At 42.9% G+C, this 24,789-nt stretch carries 12 protein-coding genes; 9 read left to right on the top strand and 3 right to left on the bottom strand.

Annotated elements, in window-relative coordinates:
• Positions 1 to 17: 17 nt before the first annotated feature.
• From DWW23_RS01720 to DWW23_RS01680, 9 genes are all read left to right on the top strand, one after another.
• Positions 18 to 2,366, top strand: coding sequence for an ABC transporter permease (locus DWW23_RS01720; protein WP_122351551.1), 2,349 nt, complete (start codon positions 18 to 20; stop codon positions 2,364 to 2,366).
• A gap of 96 nt (positions 2,367 to 2,462) precedes the next feature.
• Positions 2,463 to 4,811, top strand: coding sequence for an ABC transporter permease (locus tag DWW23_RS01715; RefSeq protein ID WP_122351550.1), 2,349 nt, complete (start codon positions 2,463 to 2,465; stop codon positions 4,809 to 4,811).
• 96 nt (positions 4,812 to 4,907) lie between these two features.
• Positions 4,908 to 7,250: an ABC transporter permease gene (locus DWW23_RS01710; RefSeq protein WP_122351549.1), complete on the top strand. Its 2,343-nt coding sequence runs from the start codon at positions 4,908 to 4,910 to the stop codon at positions 7,248 to 7,250.
• A 28-nt stretch (positions 7,251 to 7,278) separates the two neighbouring features.
• Positions 7,279 to 9,666 (top strand): ABC transporter permease, encoded by a 2,388-nt coding sequence (locus DWW23_RS01705; RefSeq protein ID WP_122351548.1) that lies wholly within the window; start codon positions 7,279 to 7,281, stop codon positions 9,664 to 9,666.
• Positions 9,667 to 9,826: 160 nt separating this feature from the next.
• Positions 9,827 to 12,217: an ABC transporter permease gene (locus tag DWW23_RS01700; protein ID WP_122351547.1), complete on the top strand. Its 2,391-nt coding sequence runs from the start codon at positions 9,827 to 9,829 to the stop codon at positions 12,215 to 12,217.
• A 208-nt stretch (positions 12,218 to 12,425) separates the two neighbouring features.
• Positions 12,426 to 14,783: an ABC transporter permease gene (locus DWW23_RS01695; protein ID WP_122351546.1), complete on the top strand. Its 2,358-nt coding sequence runs from the start codon at positions 12,426 to 12,428 to the stop codon at positions 14,781 to 14,783.
• 89 nt (positions 14,784 to 14,872) lie between these two features.
• Complete coding sequence (locus DWW23_RS01690) at positions 14,873 to 17,248, top strand: ABC transporter permease (RefSeq protein WP_122351545.1); 2,376 nt, start codon at positions 14,873 to 14,875, stop codon at positions 17,246 to 17,248.
• Between the two features lie 156 nt (positions 17,249 to 17,404).
• On the top strand, positions 17,405 to 19,762 hold the full coding sequence (locus tag DWW23_RS01685) for an ABC transporter permease (RefSeq protein ID WP_122351544.1): 2,358 nt from the start codon (positions 17,405 to 17,407) through the stop codon (positions 19,760 to 19,762).
• A 176-nt stretch (positions 19,763 to 19,938) separates the two neighbouring features.
• Positions 19,939 to 22,299: an ABC transporter permease gene (locus DWW23_RS01680; RefSeq protein ID WP_122351543.1), complete on the top strand. Its 2,361-nt coding sequence runs from the start codon at positions 19,939 to 19,941 to the stop codon at positions 22,297 to 22,299.
• A 3-nt stretch (positions 22,300 to 22,302) separates the two neighbouring features.
• Here DWW23_RS01680 and DWW23_RS01675 read toward each other — a convergent pair whose 3' ends face one another.
• The 3 genes from DWW23_RS01675 to DWW23_RS01665 form a co-directional block, all read right to left on the bottom strand.
• Positions 22,303 to 23,019: an AraC family transcriptional regulator gene (locus DWW23_RS01675; protein WP_122351542.1), complete on the bottom strand. Its 717-nt coding sequence runs from the start codon at positions 23,017 to 23,019 to the stop codon at positions 22,303 to 22,305.
• A gap of 23 nt (positions 23,020 to 23,042) precedes the next feature.
• Complete coding sequence (locus DWW23_RS01670; protein WP_122351541.1) at positions 23,043 to 24,176, bottom strand: AraC family transcriptional regulator; 1,134 nt, start codon at positions 24,174 to 24,176, stop codon at positions 23,043 to 23,045.
• Between the two features lie 148 nt (positions 24,177 to 24,324).
• The gene (locus tag DWW23_RS01665; protein ID WP_122351540.1) at positions 24,325 to 24,543 is read right to left on the bottom strand and encodes a hypothetical protein; all 219 of its coding nucleotides are present in this window, start codon (positions 24,541 to 24,543) and stop codon (positions 24,325 to 24,327) included.
• Between the last annotated feature and the right edge of the window lie 246 nt (positions 24,544 to 24,789).

The following is a 24,789-nucleotide window of genomic DNA, read 5'->3' as shown; positions in this document are numbered from 1 at the left end:
AATCTAGTATCGATATTATGAGTAACATTTTAAATTTCAAATCATTCTTTAAGTTCCTGGGACGTAACAAGGGGTATACTGCCATCGACCTGTTCGGTTTGTCTGTCTCGCTGATGTTTGTGATTTTGATCGCAACCTATGTGGTCGGTGAGTTGTCGACCGACCGTTACCATGAGCATGCCGACCGTATCTACGTTTTGACGGATGGTCAAATGAGCGGTTCGGCTTATCCGTTGGGTACTCGTCTGGAGGAACATTATCCGGAGGTTGAAAAAGTCTGTCATACAATGACCCGTGTCTTTGAAAATACTCCGATCCAAAACGGGGAGAATAATGTAACGGCAAATATGATGCTTGCTGATGCGACTTTTTTCGAATTTTTTGATTTCCCGTTAGTGCAGGGGAGTAAAGAGCAGGCATTGGCGGCAAAGAACTACGCCGTGATCTCCGAATCTTTTGCGAATAAGTTTTTTGGAAATGAAGACCCGATGGGGAAAACGATCCGTATCAATGATAAACTGTCGCTGATGGTGAATGGTGTGATGAAGGATATCCGGAACTCTGTTATCCCGGATCAGGATATCCTGTTCAGGATCGAAAATATCAATACCTTAATTCCTGAAGGTTGGATTGCTAACTACAACAGTTATGGAATGACCAATGTCTTTGTGATGGAACAGGAAGGTGCAGATATTACTTCCCGGTCGAAGGATATCATGGATTGGTTCAATACCTTTGTACCGGCATATATGAATGGATCAGCAAAGGGACTTAGCTTCATTCCGCTGACAGAGTTATATTTTTGGGAACAGACCAATCCGTATGGATTTTATGCGATAGAAAGAGGCAACTGGCAGTTTGTGATGATTCTCTTGTCAGTAGGTTTGCTTATTTTGTTGTTTGCCGTCATTAATTACATCAACTTGACGGTGGCACAGACAGGTTTCAGGGCAAAAGAAATGGCCACCCGTCGTTTGTTGGGTTCTTCGAGGAAAGAATTGTTTTCCCGCTTGATCATGGAATCGACATTGTTGACAACAATTTCTTTCTTAGTCGGTTTGTTGCTTGCTTTCTTCTTTGCTCCTTTTGTGAGTGATCTGTTACAGAAGAAAGTAGATCTGGTTGAAATGATCACTCCGTTGAATGGTATGGTTGTGATATTGCTGATCGCCCTGATCGGATTTATAGCCGGATTGTTACCGGCAATCGTTATCTCGAATGCGAAACCGATCGAAGTGGTGCGGGGTACGTTCCGTAAACAGACGAAGATGGTATTCAGTAAGTTCTTTATTGTTTTTCAAAATACGATCACGATTTGTCTGATTGCAGCTTCTGTTACCATGTTTTTGCAGGTGAAGCATCTGATCAATGCTCCGTTAGGATATAATTCAGTCAATATTATCGATATAAAAGGAGATGAATTGCCGGAGAATCAATCCTGTAATACTCTGGTGAGTGAGTTGAAACAGTTGGGTAGCGTCAACCGGGTAGGATTAGGACAAGGTACTCCTTTCAATATGGGAATGAATTATAATGCCCGTTACGATGATAAGACGATTCCTTTCCAGATCATTCGTTGTAATAAAGAATATAGTGATATTCTGGGATTTGAATACCTGCGTGATAACCATGTAGCCGATCCGGATAAATATTTTCTTGCCGAAAGTTCGGTGAAAGCTCTGGGATTGAAGGAAGACGCTACGGATTTTGATTTCAGCGCCTGGGGAAAACATCCTGTTGCCGGTATTGTAAAGGATTTTCAGTTACGTAATATAATACAAAAGAACTCTCCGGTCGTTCTGATTCTCACTGAAAGTAAAGAGGAACTCGATCGTCCTCATAATATCATCGTAGAAGTGAATGGCGATCCGTTTACTGCCCGCCGGGAAGTGGCTGCCACTTATAAAAAATTGACTGGTCTGGACTTTACAGGTAAGTTCATGGATGAACAGATCGAAGAATCGTTTACGGTTCAGAAAAGAACTTTGACAATCGTTATGACCTTTGCCGGTATCGCGATCCTGATCTCGTTGTTGGGCTTGTTGGCTATGTCGACTTACTTTATCCAGCAGCGTTCGTCTGAAATAGCCGTGCGCAAGGTGTTCGGTTCGACCAATGCACAAGTGCTTGTCCGGTTGGTGAAAGCCTTCCTGACCTATGTGGGGATCGCCTTTATCATCGCCATACCGCTGATTTGGCATTTTGTAAACGGATGGCTGACCGATTATTCGTATCGGATCGAGCTTTCCCCCTGGATTTATGTCGTTGCCGGAATGTTCTGTCTGATCGTCTCGTTTGTAACTGTGTTTATACAGAGTTATCAGGCAGCAATAGCCAATCCGGTAGAAAATATAAAAGATAATTAGGCTTTTGCCTGATTATCTTTTAGCCAAAACGACCAAAACCTTATCCATATTATATATAGCTAATGAATTAGTAGTAACATATAGAGTAACACCACAATGAACAATGTATTGAATTTTAAGTCCTTCTTTAATTTCCTGGGACGAAACAAGGGCTATACGGCGATCGACCTGTTCGGTCTGTCCGTCTCGCTGATGTTTGTGATCCTGATTGCAACCTATGTAGTCGGCGAGTTGTCGACCGACCGTTATCATGAGCACGCTGACCGTATCTACGTTTTAACGGATGGCGAAATGAGCGGCTCGGCTTACCGGGTAGGTTATCGCTTGGAAGAACGTTATCCGGAGATTGAAAAAGTCTGCCATACCATGACCCGTGTCTTCGATAATGTCCCCCTCCGGAACGGAGAGAATAATATGACGGCAAACCTGATGCTTGCCGATACGACTTTTTTCGACTTCTTCAGCTTCCCTTTGGTACAAGGAAGTAAAGAGCAGGCTTTGGCTGCCAGAAACTATGCCGTGATCTCCGAATCTTTTGCCAATAAGTATTTTGGAAATGAAGATCCGATGGGTAAGACGATCCGTATCAATGATAAATTGACATTGGTAGTCAACGGAGTAATGAAGAATATCCGTCACTCTGTCATTCCGGATGGGGATATCCTGTTCCGGATCGATAATATCACAGCTATGGCACCTGAAGGGTGGTTCGCTAATTACAACAGTTATGGGGCTACCAATGTCTTTGTCATGGAGCGTGAAGGAGCCGATATCACTTCACGGGCAGATGATATAGTGGATTGGTTCAAGACTTTTCTTCCGGGATACAAGCACGGGGCGATGAAGGCTGTTGGGTTTGTTCCGCTGACAAAGTTATACTTCTGGGAACAAAACAGTCCGTTCGGAAGATATAAGATAGAAAGAGGTAACTGGCAGTTTGTGATGATTCTGTTGTCGGTCGGTTTACTTATCCTGTTGTTTGCTGTCATTAATTACATCAATCTGACGGTGACACAGACGGGTTTCAGGGCGAAAGAAATGGCCACCCGCCGTTTGTTGGGTTCTTCAAGGAAGGAATTGTTTTCCCGTCTGATCATGGAATCGACCTTGATGACAACCATCTCTTTCTTTGTCGGTTTGTTGTTAGCCTTTTTCTTTGCTCCTTATGTGAGCGACCTGTTGCAGAAGAAAATAGATTTGGTTGAAATGATTACTCCATTGAACTGTATGGTTGTGATACTGTTGATCACCCTGGTCGGATTTATAGCCGGATTGTTACCGGCAATCGTTATCTCGAATGCGAAACCGATCGAAGTGGTACGGGGTACGTTCCGGAAACAGACGAAGATGGTATTCAGTAAATTCTTTATTGTTTTTCAGAATACGATCACTATTTGTCTGATTGCCGCTTCCGTCACCATGTTTTTACAGGTAAGACATCTGATCAAGGCCCCGTTAGGGTATAATTTAGTCAATATTATCGATATAAACGGAACAGAGCTGCCTGATAGTAAGATGTACGAGACCCTGGTGAGTGAGCTGAAACAGATGGCTTGCGTCAATCGGGTAGGACTGGGAGATGGCACACCATTCGATATGGGTATGAATTATACTGCCCGTTACGGTGATAAGGAAATACCTTTCCAGATACTTTATTGTAATAAGGAATATTGCGATATCCTGGGCTTTGAAGTCCTGCGTGATAACCGGATTGCCGATCCGACAAAGTATTTTTTGTCTGAAGGATCGATGAAAGCTCTGGAATTGAAAGAAGATGCTACCTCTTTTGATTTCGTTGCCTGGGGTGTGCATCCTGTAGCGGGTATCGTAAAAAACTTTCAGTTACATAATGTATTGCTGGAGAATCGTCCGGTAGTTATCATTCAGACAGAAAATAAAGAAGAACTTAATAATCCTCGTGATATCCTGGTAGAAGTGAACGGTGATCCGTTTGAAGCCCGTCAGGAAGTAGCGGCTGTTTATCAAAAACTAACCGGAATGGACTTTACAGGTAAGTTCATGGATGAACAGATCGAGGAATCGTTTACCGTTCAGAAAAGGACGTTATCGATCGTTATGATCTTTGCCGGTATTGCGATCCTGATCTCGTTGTTGGGACTGCTGGCCATGTCGACTTACTTTATTCAGCAACGCTCGTCTGAAATAGCGGTACGTAAGGTTTTCGGTTCGACAGATGCACAGGTATTGATCCGGTTGGTGAAGGCTTTTCTTACTTATGTGGCGGTAGCTTTTATCATCGCCATACCGTTGATCTGGCATTTTATGAACGGATGGCTGACCGATTATTCCTATCGGATCGAACTTTCCCCCTGGATTTATGTTGTTGCCGGACTGTTCTGTCTGATCGTCTCGTTTGTAACTGTGTTTATACAGAGCTATCAGGCAGCAATAGCCAATCCGGTAGAAAACATAAAGAATAATTAGGCTTTTGCCTGGTTGTCTTTTAACCGGAATGACCAAAACCTTTTACATAATTATTATAGCTAATGACTTAGTAGAAACATTTAGAGTAACACTGCAATGAACAATGTATTGAATTTTAAGTCCTTCTTTAATTTTCTGGGACGAAACAAAGGGTATACGGCGATCGACCTGTTCGGCCTGTCCGTCTCGCTGATGTTTGTGATCCTGATTGCAACCTATGTCGTCGGCGAGTTGTCGACCGATCGCAACAATGAAAACGCTGACCGTATCTATGCCGTAAGTAATGGTCAGGATATCGGATCGGCTTACCAGATCGGATATCGTCTGGAAGAACGTTATCCGGAAATAGAGAAAGTCTGTCATGTTTTATGCCGGATATTCGACAATACCCTAATCCAACGTGGAAATGAAACGCTGACAGCCAATCTGATGCTGGCCGATACGACATTCTTCGACTTTTTCAATGTTCCGTTGATACAGGGGAACCGGGAACAGGCATTGGCCGCCAGAAACTATGCGGTGATCTCCGAGTCTTTTGCCAATAAGTTCTTTGGTAAAGAAGACCCGATGGGTAAAACGATTCGTATCAATGATGAGTTGACACTGGTGGTCAATGGGGTGATGGAAAATATTCGTCATTCGGTCATTCCCGATCAGGATATTCTGTTCCGGGTCGAGAATATCAAAGCGGTAGGACAGAATATGTTTGACGATTATAATAGTGCCGGTGTTGTTAACATCTTTGTGATGGAACGTAAAGGTACTGATATTGCTTCCAAATCGGATGAGGTAAGAGACTGGTTCAATACTTTTTTCTGGATATATGAAAGAGGCTTTTCTACAGAAGTTGTATTTATCCCGCTGAATAAGTTGTATTTCTGGGAACCGGAGGGATCATTCGGAGCTGTTACAATAGAAAAGGGAGACTGGAAGTTTGTGGTCATTTTGCTTTCGGTTGGCTTGCTAGTCCTCCTGTTTGCCGTTATCAATTATATCAACCTGACGGTGGCACAGACGGGATTCCGGGCAAAAGAGATGGCTACCCGCCGCTTGCTGGGCTCTTCGCGAAAGGAGCTGTTTACCCGTCTGATCATGGAGTCGACCTTACTGACGGCTATTTCTTTTGTAGTTGGTTTATTCCTTGCCTTTTTCTTTGCTTCTTATGCCGGCGACCTGTTGCAGAAAAAGATAGAGATCACCGAGATGATCACACCGGTGAATGGTATTATCGTCATTTGTCTGATCGTCCTGGTCGGATTTATTGCCGGGTTGCTGCCTGCCATCGTGATATCGAATGCGAAGCCGATCGAAGTGGTACGGGGTACGTTCCGTAAACAGACGAAAATGGTGTTTAGCAAGTTCTTTATCATTTTCCAGAATCTGATAACGATCTGCCTGGTGGCTGCTTCACTCACGATGTTTTTACAAATCAGGTATCTGATAAATGCTCCGTTAGGATACAATACGGTAAATGTGCTCGATATCTATGCAAGAGAGTTGCCTGATCAGAAAAGCAGCTATACCCTGGCAAACGAACTGGAACAACTGGCGTGTGTCAGCCGGGTCGGACTGGCGGAAGGAACTCCTTTCACTATGGGTATGAACTTCAGTGGCCGTTACGACAATAAGAGTATCAGCTCACAGGAGTTTCGGGGGGATCAGACCTATTTCGATATTCTGGGCTTTAAGATACTGCGTGACAATCATGTCGCCGGATCGGTCAAATACTATCTTTCCGAAGAATTTATGAAAGCCCTGGAACTGCCGGAAGATGCTGCCTCGTTCAAGCACAGGGCTGCGTTCGATACGCCATTGGCCGGTATCGTTCAGGATTTCCAGATGAATAATATCCTGATGCAAAAACTTCCGGGACTTGTGATACTTTGTTCAAACCGGGAAGATATGAATCCGCGCAATATCATTGTAGAGGTGAAGGGGGATCCGTTTGCAGCCCGTAAAGAGATAGAGGCTGTTTACGAGAAATATACGGGAATGGAATTTACAGGAATGTTCATTAACGAGCAGGTAGAGCGGTCGTTTGCCGCCCAGCAACGGACCCTGAAGATCGTATCGATCTTTGCCATGATTGCAATCCTGATCTCTTTACTGGGATTGCTGGCGATGTCAACCTACTTTATCCAGCAGCGTTCTTCCGAGATAGCAGTACGTAAAGTCTTCGGTTCGACAAATGCGCAGGTACTTGTCCGGCTGGTAAAAGCGTTCCTTACCTATGTGGCAATAGCCTTTATCATCGCCATACCGGTAATCTGGTATTTTATGAATGGGTGGCTTTCGGATTATTCGTATCGAATCGAGCTGTCTCCCTGGATTTATGCGGCAGCCGGTTTGTTCTGCCTGTTCATCTCGTTCTTTACCGTATTGGTGCAGAGTTACCAGGCGGCAACTTCCAATCCGGTGAATAATATAAAAGATAATTAAGTTAGCCATATATAAACAACACAAAGAAATGAAAACAATTATTCGAAATTTTATCAGTGTATTGCGCCGTTTTAAGATGGCAACTATTCTTAACATCCTTGGATTATCTGTGGCTTTTGCCGCTTTTATGGTGATAATGATGCAAGTGGACTATGATAAGAACTTCGATACGTTCCATAAGAATGCAGATAATATCTACCGAGTGGAGTTTCAGTGGGATAAGGAGTCGACACAGGCTGTCCTGTCACGTCCGATGGCTAATGTTTTTATGAATTTCTCTCCGCATATTGTGGCAGGGGCGGTTACCTCTCCGTTTTATAATGAAACATTTTATTCGGTCGATAAAGGAGTAGAAAAAAGTACCTATATGGAACCGACCATGATTGTTGATCCTTCTTTTACGGATGTCTTTGACTTCGATATATTGGATGGTTCGGTAGATGCTCTGAAAGAACCGGGTAAGGTGCTGGTTCCGGAAAGTTTGGCGCGTAAAATATTCGGAGAAGAGTCGGCTGTTGGTAAACAGATTACAGCAAAGGAGAGTAAAGGACTGTTGGTCGGTTTTTTCACTACACCGGAAGGAAATTACACGATAGGTGGTATTTATAAGGATCTTCCCCTTAATAGTATTATCCGAAATGCTATTTTTTTGAAGATGGATGAGAAAGCAGATTTGCATAATTGGGGAAATTCAAGCTATAACTTTTATGTCCGTCTTGACCATCCTGAGTCAGCAAAGGATCTGGTGAGCGATTTTTTAGTCTATTATAAAAAGAATGAACTGGGAAAGAATATGTCGTGGTATTCAGGTGAGCCTAATTTTCGCTTGACTCGTTTACCGGATGTACATTATGCAACGGATGTAACTTTCGATATGACTCCCAAGTCTAGTCGGCAAACGGTATTGGTTCTTATCGCTATTTCATTGGTCATACTGATTATTGCAGGTATAAATTTTACTAATTTCAGTACGGCACTGACGCCGATGCGTGTGAAAAGTATTAATACACAAAAGGTGTTGGGCAGTTCCGATGGCGTATTGCGCTTCTCGCTATTGATGGAGGCTGTTTGTATCAGTACGGTGGCTTATTTACTGGCTTTGTGGATGGTCCATATGGCTGGCAACAGTACGATAGCGAAGTTGGTAGATGCGGATATGTCTTTGTTTGCCCATCCGTTGTTACTTTCCGCAACGGCTTTGATCGCATTGCTGACCGGACTGCTAGCAGGTTTGTATCCTTCCTATTATATGACTTCTTTTTCTCCGGCATTGGTTTTGAAAGGGAGTTTCGGTCTGTCTCCGGCAGGACGAAGATTGCGTAATGTGCTTATATGCATACAGTTTATAGTTTCTTTTACTTTGATTATCGGTTCGATGTTTATGTCTTTGCAGAATCGTTTTATGCAAAATAGTCCGTTAGGGTATGATAAGGATCAAATAATTGTGACGAACCTGACTGCACCTGTATTGAAGAGTTCGGACGCTTTCAGGAGTAGCCTGAAGACTTTTTCAGGTATAGAGGATGTCACTTATGGTGAGTTCATGCTATCGAGCCAGGATCAATATATGGAGTGGGGGCGTGAATTGAAAGGCGAGAATATACAGTTCCAGTGCATGCCGATAGATCCGTCGTTTCTTAAGGTCATGAATATTCCTGTGACTGAGGGTCGGGATTTCCGGGAGGAAGATGCTTTGACAGCCGAAGGGGCTTTCATATTTAATGAACGGGCGAGAAATCTATACGATATTAGTTTGGGGGATAAGATCGATGGAGCCAACATAGTCGGCTTTATTCCGGATATAAAATTTGCGTCCTTCCGTACAGAAGTTACTCCTATGGCTTTCTATGTGCGTGGTAAGGGGTATGGCGGTGGAGCGGATTATGCTTATATAAAGGTAAAGGGTGATTCGAACCTGCAAGCAGCAATGGCTCATGTGAAAAGTGTACTAAATGAGATACATCCGGATTATCCGTTTAACGTTAAGTTCTTCGATCAGGTATTAAATACTTTGTATGAGAAGGAAGAGAACCTGAGTTCGCTGATAACCTTATTCAGTTTGATTGCCGTGTTCATTTCGATGGTCGGAGTATTCGGACTGGTGGTATTCGATAGCCAATACCGCAAAAAAGAAATCGGCATACGAAAAATAATGGGCTCGACTACTTCCGAGATCCTGATCATGTTTAATAAGACTTACATATATATATTATGTATCTGTTTTGCCTTGGCGGCTCCGGTTGCCTACTATGCTATCCATAAATGGCTGGAAAACTTTGCCCTCAAAACACCGGTTTATTGGTGGGTATTTATGCTTGCTTTCTTATTGGTTTTCTGCCTCACCATTCTGACGGTGACTTTCCAGAACTGGCGGGTAGCCAATGAAAATCCGGTGTACAGCATAAAAGATAATTAGGCATATTCATGGTTTGTTTTGTCTAATTATTATACATCAGTGTCCAAATATTAGACACATCCGGCAAGGCGTTATATTTATAACGCCTTGTTTATTATTGGCTTATCTCTTTTGGCACAGTATTTGAATTATATTGACCAGAAAGAAATGAACTATAGATATGAAGACTATTATTAGAAACTTGTTAAGTGTATTGCGCCGGTTTAAAATGGCGACACTGTTGAATGTATTGGGACTGAGCATTGCTTTTGCAGCCTTTATGGTAATCATGATGCAGGTCGATTATGACAGGAATTTCGATAAGTTCCATAAAGAGGCCAACCGGATTTACCGGCTGGAAATGAAGTGGGGCGATGATGATGGTTTACAAGCAGTTCTCTCCAGGCCGTTGGCGGATGCGTTTTTCAATTTCTCACCGCATATTGTTGCCGGTGCGCTGACTTATCCGATGTACAGCCAAACGGTTTTTCTGGCCGATGTGGGCACAGGAGAGCGGGTCAGCTATATGGAGCCGAATTTGCCGGTCTATTCTTCATTTGTCGATGTGTTTACTTTCGATATGTTGGATGGTTCGGCAAAGGCTCTGGAAGATCCCGAGAAGATACTGATTCCGGCCAGCATGGCACAGAAGATATTCGGTACGGAGTTTGCCGTCGGACGTCACATGAAAGCGGCAGATACACAAGGACGCTTTTCGGGAATGTTTACCATTGCCGAGATCGATTATACGGTAGGAGGGGTTTACCGCGATTTTCCCGTGAACGGTATCCTTCAGAATGCTGTCTATCTGAAAATAGATGATAAAGAAGGATTGCATGACTGGGGAAACTCCAGTTACAATGCCTATCTACTTCTGGACAGTCCTGCATCGGCTGAAAACCTAGTCAGCGAGTTTCTGGATTATTACAAGAAAAACGATCTGGAGAAAAATATGTGGGGAAACAAAACTGCGAATTTCCAGTTGACCCCATTGCCGGAACTGCATTACGTAACGGATGTAGCCTTCGATATGGCTCCTAAAACGAGTCGGCAGACGCTGTTGGTGCTTATCGCTATTGCCTGTGTGATTATACTTATTGCAGGAATCAATTTTACCAATTTCAGTACGGCACTTACGCCGATGCGTATCAGGAGTATCAATACACAGAAAGTATTGGGAAGCTCCGATGGTACCTTGCGTTTCTCTCTATTGATGGAAGCGGTTGGTATCAGTTTCATCGCATTTATATTGGCACTGGTGGCTGTCTATCTGGCTGCTGATACTCCACTCAAGGCATTGGTCGGAGCTGATCTCTCGTTGACGGCTCATCCGGTATTGATTAGCGTAACCGGCGTGCTTGCCATCCTGCTTGGTGTGTTGGCAGGACTTTATCCGGCTTACTATATTACCTCTTTCTCACCAGCCCTGGTGTTGAAGGGTAGTTTCGGACTTTCTCCTAAAGGACGGTTGCTGCGGAATGTACTGATCAGCGTACAGTTCATCGCTTCGTTTGCTTTGATCATCGGAGCCATGTTTATGTATATGCAAAACAACTACATGCGGACAAGTTCCCTGGGATACGACAAAGATGAAATTATCGTGACCGACCTGACTGCTAAAGTTATGAAAAATAAGGATTCTTTCAAGAATCGTCTGAAGTCTTTCTCCGGTATCGAGGATGTGACTGCAGCAGGATTTCAGTTGTCGGGACAGGACCAGTATTCGACCTGGGGACGTGAGTTGAATGGTAAGCACATCCAGTATCAATGTCTGCCGGTCGATCCCTCTTTCCTGCAGGTATTAGGTATTCCGGTCAATGAAGGACGTGACTTCCGTCCCGAAGATGCCTTGACGGCAGAGGGTGTCTACGTTTTCAACGAATCAGCCCGGAAAGCCTACGATATTCAGTTGGGTGACAAAATCTACGGAGCGGAAATTGTCGGTTTCTGCCCCGATATTAAAGCGGCCTCTTTCCGTATGGAGGTTACGCCGATGGCCTTTTACGTACCCGGAACCAGCCGTAACGAACAATCCACCTTCGGCTACATCCGTGTGGGAGCCGGAACGGACAAGTTGGCTGCTATGGAGCATGTAAAAAAGGTGTTGAGTGAAATCCAATCGGATTATCCTTTCGATGTCCGCTTCTTCGATGATGTACTGAATAATTTGTATGAGAAGGAGACAAACCTGGGTGCATTGATTACCCTGTTCAGCCTGATCGCTGTCTTTATCTCGATGGTCGGGGTTTTCGGTCTGGTCGTGTTCGACAGCCAGTATCGTCGGAAGGAAATAGGTGTCCGTAAAGTATTGGGTTCGACTACTTCTCAAATCCTGATCATGTTCAATAAAACATACATACGGATTCTGGCAGTTTGTTTTGTACTGGCAGCTCCGGCAGCCTATTATGCCGTCAATAAATGGCTGGAAAACTTTGCTTATAAAACTCCGGTTTACTGGTGGGTATTCGCCTTGTCTTTCGCTCTGATTTTCTTTATCACGATCCTGACAGTGACTTTCCAGAACTGGCGGACAGCAAATGAGAATCCGGTATATAGCATAAAAGATAATTAGACAGATTCATGGTTTGTTTTGTCTAATAATTATACACCTGTGTCTAAATATTGGACACCTCCGACAAGGCGTTGCATAAGCAACGCCTTGTTTTCTACATATTTATGTCTTTGGCACATTATTTGAATGGATTTAGCAAAATGATATAACGGATAGCGCAGCATAAGAGGATATATCATTCAGATTATAACGTTAATTCGATACGATTATGAAAACAATTATTAGAAATCTGTTGGGAGTAGTTCGTCGGTTTAAGGTGGCAACCCTGTTGAATGTATTGGGGCTTAGTGTTGCCTTTGCAGCTTTTATAATTTTAATGATCCAGCTGCAATATGACTGGGGATTCGACAGGTATCAGAAAAATGCGGAACGGATTTTCAGGGTAGGACTTTATACGCCGGACTGGGGAAATCAGGTAATCGTATCTCCTCCTTTTGCCAATGCTTTTATTCAATCGTCTCCTCATATAGAGAAAGGAGCATTGCTTTTTTCCAGTGGAAGCCGCTTAACGCTAAAGGCGGAAACCGGAAAGAATGATGATGTCGGTTTTTGGTGTATGGTAAATGCCATGACACCTGAATATGCGACTATTTTTGATTTCCGGATGTTGGAAGGTAATGTAGAGAGCATAAATAATCCGGGTACTGTTCTAATACCGATGAGTTATGCGCAAAAAATATTTGGGAACGACCAGGCTGTGGGTAAAATTTTGAAGGATAATAATTTATCTTTTACAGTCGGTGGCGTATATAAAGATTTTCCGGCAAATTCCGTGATACAGAATGCTGTATATTGGAGAATCAATGGGAAAGTAGATCAGGATAACTGGAATGCGAATGGTTATCAGTTATATGTTTTATTGGACAATCCCGATAAAAAAGATGAGATAATAGCAAATTTTAAAGAACATTTAAACAGACAAGAGTACGACTGGAAAACACGTGATGTAAGACTAACCCGATTAACTGATATTTATTACGAAGCGGATTCGCAATTTGATTCGCTGAAAGATAAGGGTAATCGTACGTTGGTATTGGTTTTATTTACAGTCGCTATATTGATATTGTTCATTGCCGGTATCAATTTTACAAATTTCAGTAATGCGTTGGTTCCGATACGTGTCCGTAGTATTAATACGCAGAAAATACTGGGAGGTTCTGATAAAGTATTACGTTGTGCTATGCTGGTAGAGGCGGTACTAATCTGTCTGGTCTCTTTTATCATATCGCTGTTTATTGTAAGGGGAATGGGGAATACCTGGCTTGCAGATATGATAAGTGGAGATATGTCGTTGGCTTCCAATATTCCTTTGTTGGCATTGACGGGGATATTGGCCATAACAGTGGGAGTTTTAGCGGGGGTATATCCTGCCTGGCGTATCACTTCTTTTTCTCCGGCATTGGTGTTGAAAGGCTCATACGGGTTGACTCCTGCCGGAAGAAAATTAAGAAGTCTTCTTATTTCTTTCCAGTTTGTCATCTCTTTTGCATTGATCATAGCCGCTTTGTTTATTTATTTGCAGAATCGTTACATGGTTGCTTCCTCCTTAGGTTTTGATAAAGATCAGGTTGCTATTGTCGAGTTGAACGGGAAGTTGATAAAGAATACCGGGACATTGGAAAGCCAGTTAAAGAATGAGTCGTCTATACAAGAGGTGGCTTTTGCCGAAGATTTATTGTCAGGAGGGGATCAATATTCTACTTTTGGACGGGGCTACAGAAGCAATGATCTAACATTCAAATTATTCACAGTTGATCCTAATTTCCTTCAGGTAATGAATATTCCGGTTATATCCGGTCGTGCTTTTTATCAGGAAGATGCAGCATCGGCAGGAGGAGCTTATATCTTTAATGAAACAGCCAGGTTACAGTATGACCTGGTGGCAGGTGAATATATAACAGGGAATGCTTATGTTGAAGCACCTCCTGCCGTGATCGCCGGTTTTATAGATGATGTAAAGTATGCTTCTTTCCGTACCACTGTCGAACCGATGGCTTTTTATGTACCGGCTGAGAAGGATTTTCATCCGAGATATGCCTATATAAAGATAAAAGCCGGAGCCAATATCCGCGAAGCCATTGCCTCCATTGGAAAAGTGTTTACTTCGGTAGACAAGGATTTTCCGGTCGAAGTATCGTTTTATGATACGATCCTGAATAATCTTTATAAACGTGAATTGAGTATCGGTTGGCTGATCTCCCTGTTCAGTCTGGTAGCTGTTTTTATTTCGATAGTAGGGGTTTTGGGCTTAGTGATCTTCGAAAGTGAGTATAAGAGAAAAGAAATAGGTCTCCGAAAAGTACATGGTGCAACTACCTCACAGATATTGATCATGTTCAATAAAGTATATGCGCGTATTTTGGTGATTTGTTTTATCCTGTCGATACCTGTTGCTTATTATGCAATGAACCGGTGGCTGTCATATTTTGCCTATAAGATACCTTTGTATTGGTGGGTGTATGCAATTGCCTTTATTTTTGTTTCAGCTATCACGATCCTGATTGTTTCGTTCCAAAATTGGAGTACAGCCAGCGAAAATCCGGTAGAAAGTATAAAAACAGAATGAGAATCATGCAACCTCTGTAAAATTATTACGTATTTTATAATAAAGTTGTTTGTGGGAACGACCTTAAATCGAAGTAATAATTAATCGATATGAAAACTCTTTTTAGAAACTTTATCAGTGTGCTTCGCCGTTTTAAAATGGCGACACTTCTGAATGTGTTAGGATTAAGCATCGCTTTTACCGCTTTTATGGTGATCATGATGCAGGTAAATTACGACAACAATTTCGACTCCTGCCAGCCGGAAGCCAATTCGATCTATCGGATGGATATGGATTTTCAAGGTAGCATGAGTGCTGTTATCAGCCGTCCTTTTGCAAGAGGGTTTACAGAATCATCCCCGCATGTAAAAGCCGGAATGATTATGTCTTCCTGGAATTCCGAGTTGTTTTATAGCGTAGATCGGGGAGGAGAAAGACAGAACTTCAAGGATCCCATTGTAAATGCAACATCCGGGATTACCCGTGTTTTTCATTTTGATATGGTGGAAGGGAACGAGACTGCCCTGGATCAGCCGGAAACAGCTATGATCCCAGAGAGTATGGCACGCCGCCTCTTCGGAAATGAATCGGCCATAGGTAAACGTCTGATGAGTGTGGAATCCGAAAATACACTGGCCACGATCAGCGGCGTCTTTAAAGATTTCCCCCGTAACTCGTCTGTCCGGAATATTATTTACCGGCAAATGTCCGATAAAGAAAATTACAATGAGTATGGCAACCAGAATTATTTCTTTTTCTTCCGTCTGGATGATCCTTCCAACATAGAAGTTGTCAAAGAAAACTTCAAAAAGAATTTCGATGCCTCCCAGCAATTCGGAAAAGATTTCAAGTGGGAGAAAGACGGCATCGAGCTGATGATGACACCGCTGCCTAAGTTACATTTCCTGACGAATGTCTCTTTCGATTCCATGCCGAAAGCCAGCCGGCAGACGATGCATGTACTGTTTGCGATCGCTTTTGTCATCTTATTGATAGCCGGTATTAACTTTACTAATTTCAGTACTGCTCTGACCCCGATGCGTATCAAGAGTATCAATACGCAGAAAGTGTTGGGTAGTCCCGATAGCGTGCTCCGGACGAGCTTGTTGGGAGAAGCTGTCATTGTGAGTATCGTGGCTTATCTTATTTCGCTGGGTTTGTTATTTATTGCCGGGCAGACTTTTGTCGCATCTCTGGTAGATGCTGACATGTCTTTTTCGGCACAGTCGGGTATCATTATGACTACAGCTGCCATAGCTGTGGCGGTAGGTGTATTAGCGGGTATTTATCCGGCTTGTTATATCACTTCTTTCCCTCCGGCGTTGGTATTGAAAGGCAGTTTTGGTTTGTCTCCGAAAGGGCGGGTACTTCGAAGTGCACTGATAAGTATCCAGTTTGTCGCTTCATTTATCCTGATCATCAGTTCTCTGTTCATGTATTTACAGAACCGGTATATGCAAAATACCCCCTTGGGATATGATAAAGACGAACTGATCGTGGTTGAATTGAACAGTAAAGTCAATAAAAACCAGGAAGTCCTGACCAGCGAGGTGAAGTCATTCTCGGGAATAGAAGATATCACTTATGCGGAACAGGTTCTGTCCAGCCGTGACTTTTATATGGGATGGGGACGTATGTACAAAGATCAGGATATCAATTTCCAGTGTATCCCTGTTTCTCCCTCTTTCCTGCGTGTCATGGGAATCGAGATAACAGACGGTCGTGATTTCCGCCCCGAAGATGATTTGAAAGAAAACGGGAGCTATATTTTTAATGAGAAAGCCCGGGAGATGTATAATCTGGAACTGGGAGAGAAGATCGATGGCGATGAGATCATCGGTTTCATTTCGAATGTCAAGTTCGCCTCTTTCCGTAATGAAGTGTCGCCGATGACTTTTTATGTATGGGGAAAGCACTATTGGGGACGGGAGGTCGACAGTAAATATTACGCAGCTGCCTATGTAAAAGTAAAGGCAGGCAGTGACTTGCGGGCGGCTATGAAACATGTGCGAGCCTGTTTAACAAAGATAGATCCGATTTATCCTTTCAAAACTACATTCTATGACGAGATCCTGCAGCAGACATACGAAAGGGAATTGAAGATCAGCAACCTGATCACTCTGTTCAGCGTTATTGCGATCTTTATCTCCATTGTCGGGGTATTTGGCCTGGTTGTATTCGAGAGCGAGTACCGCAGGAAAGAGGTGGCTGTCCGTAAAGTGTTGGGATCGTCTACCTCCCAGATACTGGTCATGTTCAACAGAAGCTACCTGATCATCCTTGCCGCTTGTTTTGTGCTGGCTACTCCGGTCGCTTTCTATGGAATGTACCGTTGGTTGGAAAACTTCGCTTATCGTACACCGATGTATTGGTGGGTATTCCTGCTGGCTTTTGTTATTATCTCTGTTATTACTTTCGTTACGGTCACTTTCCAGAACTGGCATGTAGCCAACTCTAATCCGGTTGAGAGCATAAAGTCTGAATAACACTGCTTCTTTTATTTGTTTCGATGTCTAATAATTATACATAAGTGTCTAATTATTAGACATTGTTTTTTAAGGGGTGATGTGCAATCTTCTTATACACAGTCGGTTTTAGTTTTGGCATGTAATTTGAGTGATGGAAGTAAAACATCAACAATCATGAAAACAATACTAAGAAACTTTCTGAGTGTATTACGCCGGTTCAGGATGGCAACCTTTTTGAATGTGGCCGGACTGGCTGTAGCTTTTGCAGCTTTTATCGTCATTCTGATACAGGTGAATTATGAACGTAGCTTTGACCGGTGCCATCCGACAGCTGATCGGGTCTTTCGTATGGAACTGACGGAGGCAGGGACTTTTGGTCTGATCATGCCCCGGGCTTTTGTTGAGTCGGTTATCCAGTCATCACCCTATATTGAAGCAGGCACCCTGATTTATCCCTATAACCCGGCTATTTATTTTTCAGTAGTGGAGGACGGAAAGAAAGTCGGTTACCGGGAACTGGTACAAACCTGCCATCCGGATATAACCAAGGTTTTCGATTTTCCGATCATTGAAGGAGACCGTGATTGCCTGAATGATCCTGAGAAAGTGATTCTGCCGGAAAGCATAGCACGTAAGATGTTTGGTGACCAACCGGCTGTAGGAAAGGCGATTCATGCAGAAGAAGATGTGGAGTCGAAAGATAACCGCGAGTATACGGTTGGAGCGGTCTATAAGGATTTTCCCGGTAATACCCAGATGCGTAATCTGATCTATACGGCTATTGGTGAAACCTACCAGCGGGATAATTTTAAAGCCAGTAATTATGTTTGTTATCTGTTGTTGGATAACCCCGGATCGGTACAGACCGTAGTTGATAATTTCAATGCAAATTTTGACTTCTCCAAAATAAACAAGAAAGAGGATGTACACATCAGGCTGACTCCGTTGACAAGCGTTTATTATATGAATGAGAGTCAGGATGGCACGATTTTTCGTAGCGGAAATAAAGAGGTCTCTATATTATTGTTCTTTATCGCCTTGTTGATCATCGTTGTGGCTGGCATTAATTTCACGAATTTCAATACATCGCTAACGCCGATGCGTATTAAAAGTATCAATACTCAGAAAGTACTGGGAAGTCCGGATAATGTATTACGCAGGGCACTGCTGATCGAAGCGGCTATAATCAGCCTGTTTGCATGGTTTGTCAGCCTGTTCATCGTTTATTTGCTCGGTTCTGCCGGGACACTGCCGTTTATCGAAGCAAATCTGAATATACCGGACAATCTACCGATCGTGTTACTGACGGGAGTAGTCGCGCTTGTTACGGGGATTATCGCAGGTCTATATCCTTCGTGGTATGTAACCTCTTTCCCTCCTGCTTTAGTCTTAAAAGGAAGTTTCGGTCTTTCTCCGTCCGGGAGAAAATTACGGACAGTATTGATCGGAGTTCAATATATCGTTTCCATACTGTTGATCATCGGGGCTTGTTTTGTCCGTTTACAGAATAGTTATATGCGTGACTATTCATTGGGGTTCGATAAGGACCAGATTGCTATTGTCAGTCTGAGCAGCGATATATATGTGAAGTCGCACGAAACATATGTCAACCGTCTGAAAGAGTTTTCCGGTATCGAAGATGTGGCGTTCTCTTTGGAAAAGGTGGGTTCGCAGGACGGATATAGCACGAATAGTTGTTCTATAAAGAATAATGACCTCCGGTTTTTCATGATCTTCGTTTCGGAAAACTTCCTTCGTGTCATGGGAATCCCGGTGGAGGAAGGACGTGATTTTTTTCCGGCAGATGAATTATCGGAGACTCCTTCGTATATCTTTAACCGTAATGCGAAACAGGCAGTAAATATAGAAGCAGGCGATAAGCTGGAATCGTGGGCTTCCGGTACTATTGTAGGGCTGGTGGGTGATGTGAAGTTTACGTCCCTTCGAAAAGGAGAGAATAATATCGGTTTCGTGACCGGGATACCATACCCGTTGACTGTTTCCTATATTCGTCTGAAAGCCGGTACAAACATCAATGACGCCGTATCCCATATTCGGAAAACAATGGCAGATATAGATCCTGCTTATCCGGTCGATATAGAATTCTATGATGCGGTATTCAACGAATTGTATCATAAGGAAGAAAATCTGCGCAGTCTGATTACCGTTTTCAGTCTACTGGCTATCATTATCTCGCTGGTAGGAGTTTTTGGACTGGTTGTGTTTGACACCCAATACCGCCGGAAAGAGATCGGTATCCGCAAGGTACATGGTGCAACTATTCGTGAGATATTGGAGATGTTGAACCGTTCGTATATCTATATTGTCCTGCTATGTTTTGCATTGTCTGTGCCTCTCGCTTATTACGGCATTAGAAAATGGCTGGAAAGTTTTGCCTATAAAACTCCGATATATTGGTGGGTTTTTCTGCTGGCACTGACGATCGTATTGGTAATAACCATTGGTACGGTGACTTTCCAAAGCTGGAGAACTGCCAGTACCAATCCCGTGAATAGTTTGAAATCGGAATAAAAATAGAAGGCTGAATAGCTGATATTTTACCATACCCCGTTTCAATGTCTAATAATTTGACAATAGTGTCTAATTATTAGACATTGTTTTTTGATGGTTGCGAGGTAATGTGTTGGTATATAATGGTTTAATGTTTTGGCATGCATTTTGGATGGTGAAAAGTAAATACAAATAATATGAAAACAATATTAAGAAACTTTCTGAGTGTATTGCGGCGTTTCAAGATGGCGACCCTTTTGAACGTAGCCGGGTTGGCTGTTGCTTTTGCTGCCTTTATCGTTATTTTAATACAGGTGAACTATGAACGTAGTTTTGATCGTTGCCACCCGACTGCCGATCGGGTATATCGTCTTGAATTAACTCAGACAGGTACTTTTGGATTGATCCTGCCCCGTGCTTTTGTAGAGTCGGTCATCCAGTCGTCACCCCATATCGAAGCAGGTAGCCTGATCTATCCCTACAATCCTGCTGTCTATTTTTCTGTTGTGAAGAACGGGCAGAAGATCGGTTACCGGGAGTTGGTACAAACTTGTCATCCGGATATAGCCAAAGTTTTCGATTTCCCGATCATTGAAGGGGACCGCGATTGCCTGAATGATCCGGAAAAAGTAATCCTGCCTGAGAGTGTAGCCCGCAAGATGTTCGGTGACCAGCCGGCTGTGGGAAAAGCACTTCATGCGGAAGAAAGTGTACAATCGAAAGATAACCGCGAGTATACGGTAGGAGCAGTTTATAAGGATTTTCCCGGTAATACCCAGATGCGTAACCTGATCTATACAGCTATCGGTGAAACCTATCAACGGGATAATTTCGGAGCTAGTAATTATGTTTGCTATCTGTTACTGGATAATCCTGAATCAGCACAGACCGTAGTGGATAATTTCAATGCCAACTTTGACTTCTCCAAGATAGATAAAGGGGAGGATACACGTATCAAACTGACTCCGTTGACAAGTATCTATTATATGAATGAGAGCCAGGACGGAACGATCTTCCGAAGTGGAAATAAGGAAGTGACCATGTTGCTGTTCTTCATCGCTTTATTGATTATCATTGTGGCTGCTATCAACTTTACGAACTTCAGTACATCTCTGACGCCGATGCGTATCAAGAGTATCAATACCCAGAAAGTATTGGGTAGCCCGGATGCCGTATTGCGACGTGCCTTGCTGGTGGAAGCGGCTATCATCAGCATGGTTGCCTGGCTGTTGAGTTTGTTCGTTGTCTGGATATTGGGACGTACGGAAGCTTTGCCTTTCGTAGATGCAAACCTGGCAATAGTAAGTAACCTGCCTGTTATATTACTGACCGGAGTTGTAGCCTTGGTTACCGGTATCGTTGCCGGATTGTATCCGTCATGGTATGTGACCTCTTTCCCTCCGGCATTGGTACTGAAAGGTAGTTTCGGACTTTCACCTTCCGGGCGTAAATTGCGTACTGTGCTGATAGGTATTCAGTTTGTCGTCTCTATCCTGCTGATTATCGGTGCCAGCTTTGTCCGCCTTCAAAACAATTATATGCGTGGATATTCTTTGGGATTCGATAAGGATCAGGTCGCTATTGTCCGTTTGAGCGGGGAGATATACAATAAATCGCATGAGACGTATGTGAACCGCCTGAAAGAATATTCGGGTATTGAAGATGTGGCTTTCGCCATGGAAAAAGTAGGTTCGAAGGATGGTTACAGCACCAATGGCGGTTATATAAAGGAAAAGGAGTTTCAGTTCTTTATGATAGCCGTATCGCAGAATTTCCTGCGTGTCATGGGTATTCCGGTAGAGGAAGGGCGTGATTTCTCGCCAGCAGACAAACTGTCGGAAGATTTTGTGTATATCTTTAACCATGCGGCTAAGATGGAAATGAATATGGAAGCCGGTGATCAGGTAACATCGTGGAAAACAGGTCGTATTGTAGGTCTGACCGGTGATGTGAAGTTTACTTCACTCCGTAGCGGAGAGAATAATATTGCTTTTGTGACAGGTAATATACCTTTTCCTATGACTGTTTCTTATATCCGCCTGAAAGCCGGAACAGATATACGCGGTGCTGTTTCCCATATCCGTAATACGATGGCAGATATAGACCCGTCTTATCCGTATGATATCGAGTTTTATGATGAGATATTTAACCAACTGTATCATAAGGAAGAGAACTTGCGTAGCCTGATTACGGTGTTCAGTATACTGGCTATTATTATATCGCTTGTAGGTGTCTTTGGGTTGGTTGTATTTGAAACCCAATACCGCCGGAAAGAGATCGGTGTCCGCAAAGTGCATGGTGCGACGAATATGGAAATATTGGAGATGCTGAACCGTTCGTATGTTTATATTGTCCTGATCTGTTTTGCACTGGCTGCCCCGGTAGGATATTATGGCATTAAAAAGTGGTTGGAAAGCTTTGCCTATAAAACACCGATGTATTGGTGGGTATATTTGTTGGCCTTGCTGATCGTACTGGTTATTACTATCGGTACCGTCACTTTCCAGAGTTGGAGGGCATCCAATGCCAATCCGGTAGATAGTTTGAAATCGGAATAATGATTATGACCCTATCCTTTCCCGGATAGGGTTTTTATTTTCCTGGTTGTTCCTGCTCCATTCCCTGAAGGTTTGTCCGGATAGTTGTTTGAATGTGCGGCTGAAACTGGAGGCGTGTGTAAAACCTACTTTTTCTGCAATCTGTTCCTGTGTCAGTTCCGGGTGGGAGTGAGCCAGTATTTTTGCATATTCTATCCGTTTCAGGTTGATATAATCAGAGAAGCTGCACTGATATTCCTGATTGATCAGTCTGGAAATATAGGTACGGTTTGTACTGAGCATCCGGGCAATCTTTTCTATATGCAGATTATTTTGCAGAAATATCTGCTCTTCATCGATCAGTCTGTTGAAATGGGGAAGAAGTTTATAATGAGCTTTCGTGGTGATTTCCCTTTTATCTGTTTCATCTGTCTTTTCGTTACAGGACTGTTCTGCATCATAAAACGGAACAGTCTGCTTCTTATGATGTATTTTATAACCTGTATAATAGAGAAACCCCGCCCAGATAAGCAATAATATAGTTTCTGTGATAGGATTGCCTACGAAAATGATACGTTCACCTGCTGTGGCTATGAACGCATTCAATATGATCAGCAATGCATACAGTATCCATATTTTGCATGAATATACATTCCCTTTTCTGCCGCAGAATAAAGTCAATGCCCAGAAAAGGCTGGCAGAGAAAGGTAACAGCAATATGAAATATTGTAGTATGTGCATGATGTATACGAATTGAAAATAGATTATTCTTTCAATTTTTCTATATATTCGGTAGGAGACATTTTTTCGATGCTTGAAAAGTAACGGTAAAAGCTTGAACGTGAGGTGAAACCACTTTTAAACATCAGTTCCTTTACGGTACTATCTTTATGCAATGCCGCCTGTTCTTTGAAATACTGGAGGCGGATAAAGTTAATATATTCCCTGAATCCGGAGAAACCGTTGTAACGCAGTACATTTGTAAGTCTGTGCTCGTTGGTGTTCATCTCTCCCAGTAAATCGGACAAAGAGTATTCCGGATTTATAAACGGCTTTTGTTCTTTCATCAGGCTCTGTAGCTGATTGTTCAACTCCAGCACAGTAACAGAGGCTTCCATTTCCCGGACAACTTCGGCATTTTCCGATTTCAGTTGTTCCGCCGGGTTAGGAGGGAGCGACAACGGGTTCTCATTGCGCAGGTAAAGCCTGTTCAGATAGATCATCGGTACGATGACCAGATAACCGAATATGTTGAAACTCAGACCGGAAGTTCCCAGCATCAACCATATATATCCTGACATAATGAGTCCGAAGCAGCTCATATAAATAACCGTAGAATGATTTTGTTTACGGCGGTAGGGTATCCAACGTTTAAAGAACAGGAACAGAAAGTTTACGGAAGGAGTAATGACACTGACAATAAAAAGGAATATTCTCAGGATTACATCCTGTTTATCAATATGTTTTATAATATCCGAAAAAGACCTTAGTTTCGTATATTGACCGTTGAAAAGCTCATAACAACAGGCGATACATGTAATGAGTATGATCGGAATACAAAAGTTCGTGATACGGGACAATGTCAGCCATCCGGGTTTCAGCGAGGCCAGGGGGAACAGGGAGAAGAACTGGAAGAATATAACTGTACGCACAATATGCCATAAAGATAAATGATCTAGTAAAAGGATTGCACGGTCCGGCAATCCTTTACCTCCTTTCCCATATAAATAAACCCATTCAGTATTGTCCAGCAACAAGAGTATAGACAAAGTGATGGCGAGAAATCCCCATGCTCTTTGTAGCTTGTTGTCGGAAGAACGTATCAGGACAATTGTGCCCATGACGAGTCCTATTGCATCAAGAGATAATTCGGTGCATAATACATGAATATTAACCATTCTCGTTCTTTTTTCTTAGGTGGGCAAAGATAATTTATCCATAAAGAAAAGGCTGTTTAAGCTTGTTTCAAACATGTCCCATTCTGGCGAACCTCGATGAAATGGGACGTTTTTGAGGGATATTTTCAGATATACCTCCTTTATTTTGTCATTTATCGGCCATGGATGCGACCATCGCACCGCCTGTAACCTTCACGGCTGTCCGCAACATATCCAGCGGACGGCCGGTTTCTAAGTTGTTCCGATATGGATAAGGATCGTTTTTCCTCCCGGGTGGGAGAACTTTTTTGATATCGTTCCATCCTATGATCATTCCCGGAAGTATCTGCAAATAAAATGGGAATGTAAAAGTCTTCTTTTTTGCCATGTTGTTCTGTTGTCGGTTCTGTTGGTTCAAATCCTGTTTTTCTGCCGGATATGGTCGGATAGATATCCGGGATTGGGTACAAAGAAAATAGTCTTTGTTCAGATATACAAATCATTAACATAATCATGAGCATTATTAAAGGTAGTTCCGTTTTGTACATTTTTATTGGGAATTTGTTCCCTCTTCCCATTTTTTCTGTCGTCCGGTCATAGAGGCGGAGCGGATAGATATTCGTAATATTGCAGT

It is taken from the genome of Parabacteroides sp. AF14-59 (genome assembly GCF_003479515.1).
Taxonomy (GTDB): Bacteria; Bacteroidota; Bacteroidia; order Bacteroidales; family Tannerellaceae; genus Parabacteroides; species Parabacteroides faecis.
This window is presented reverse-complemented; position numbering and strand designations above follow the sequence as displayed.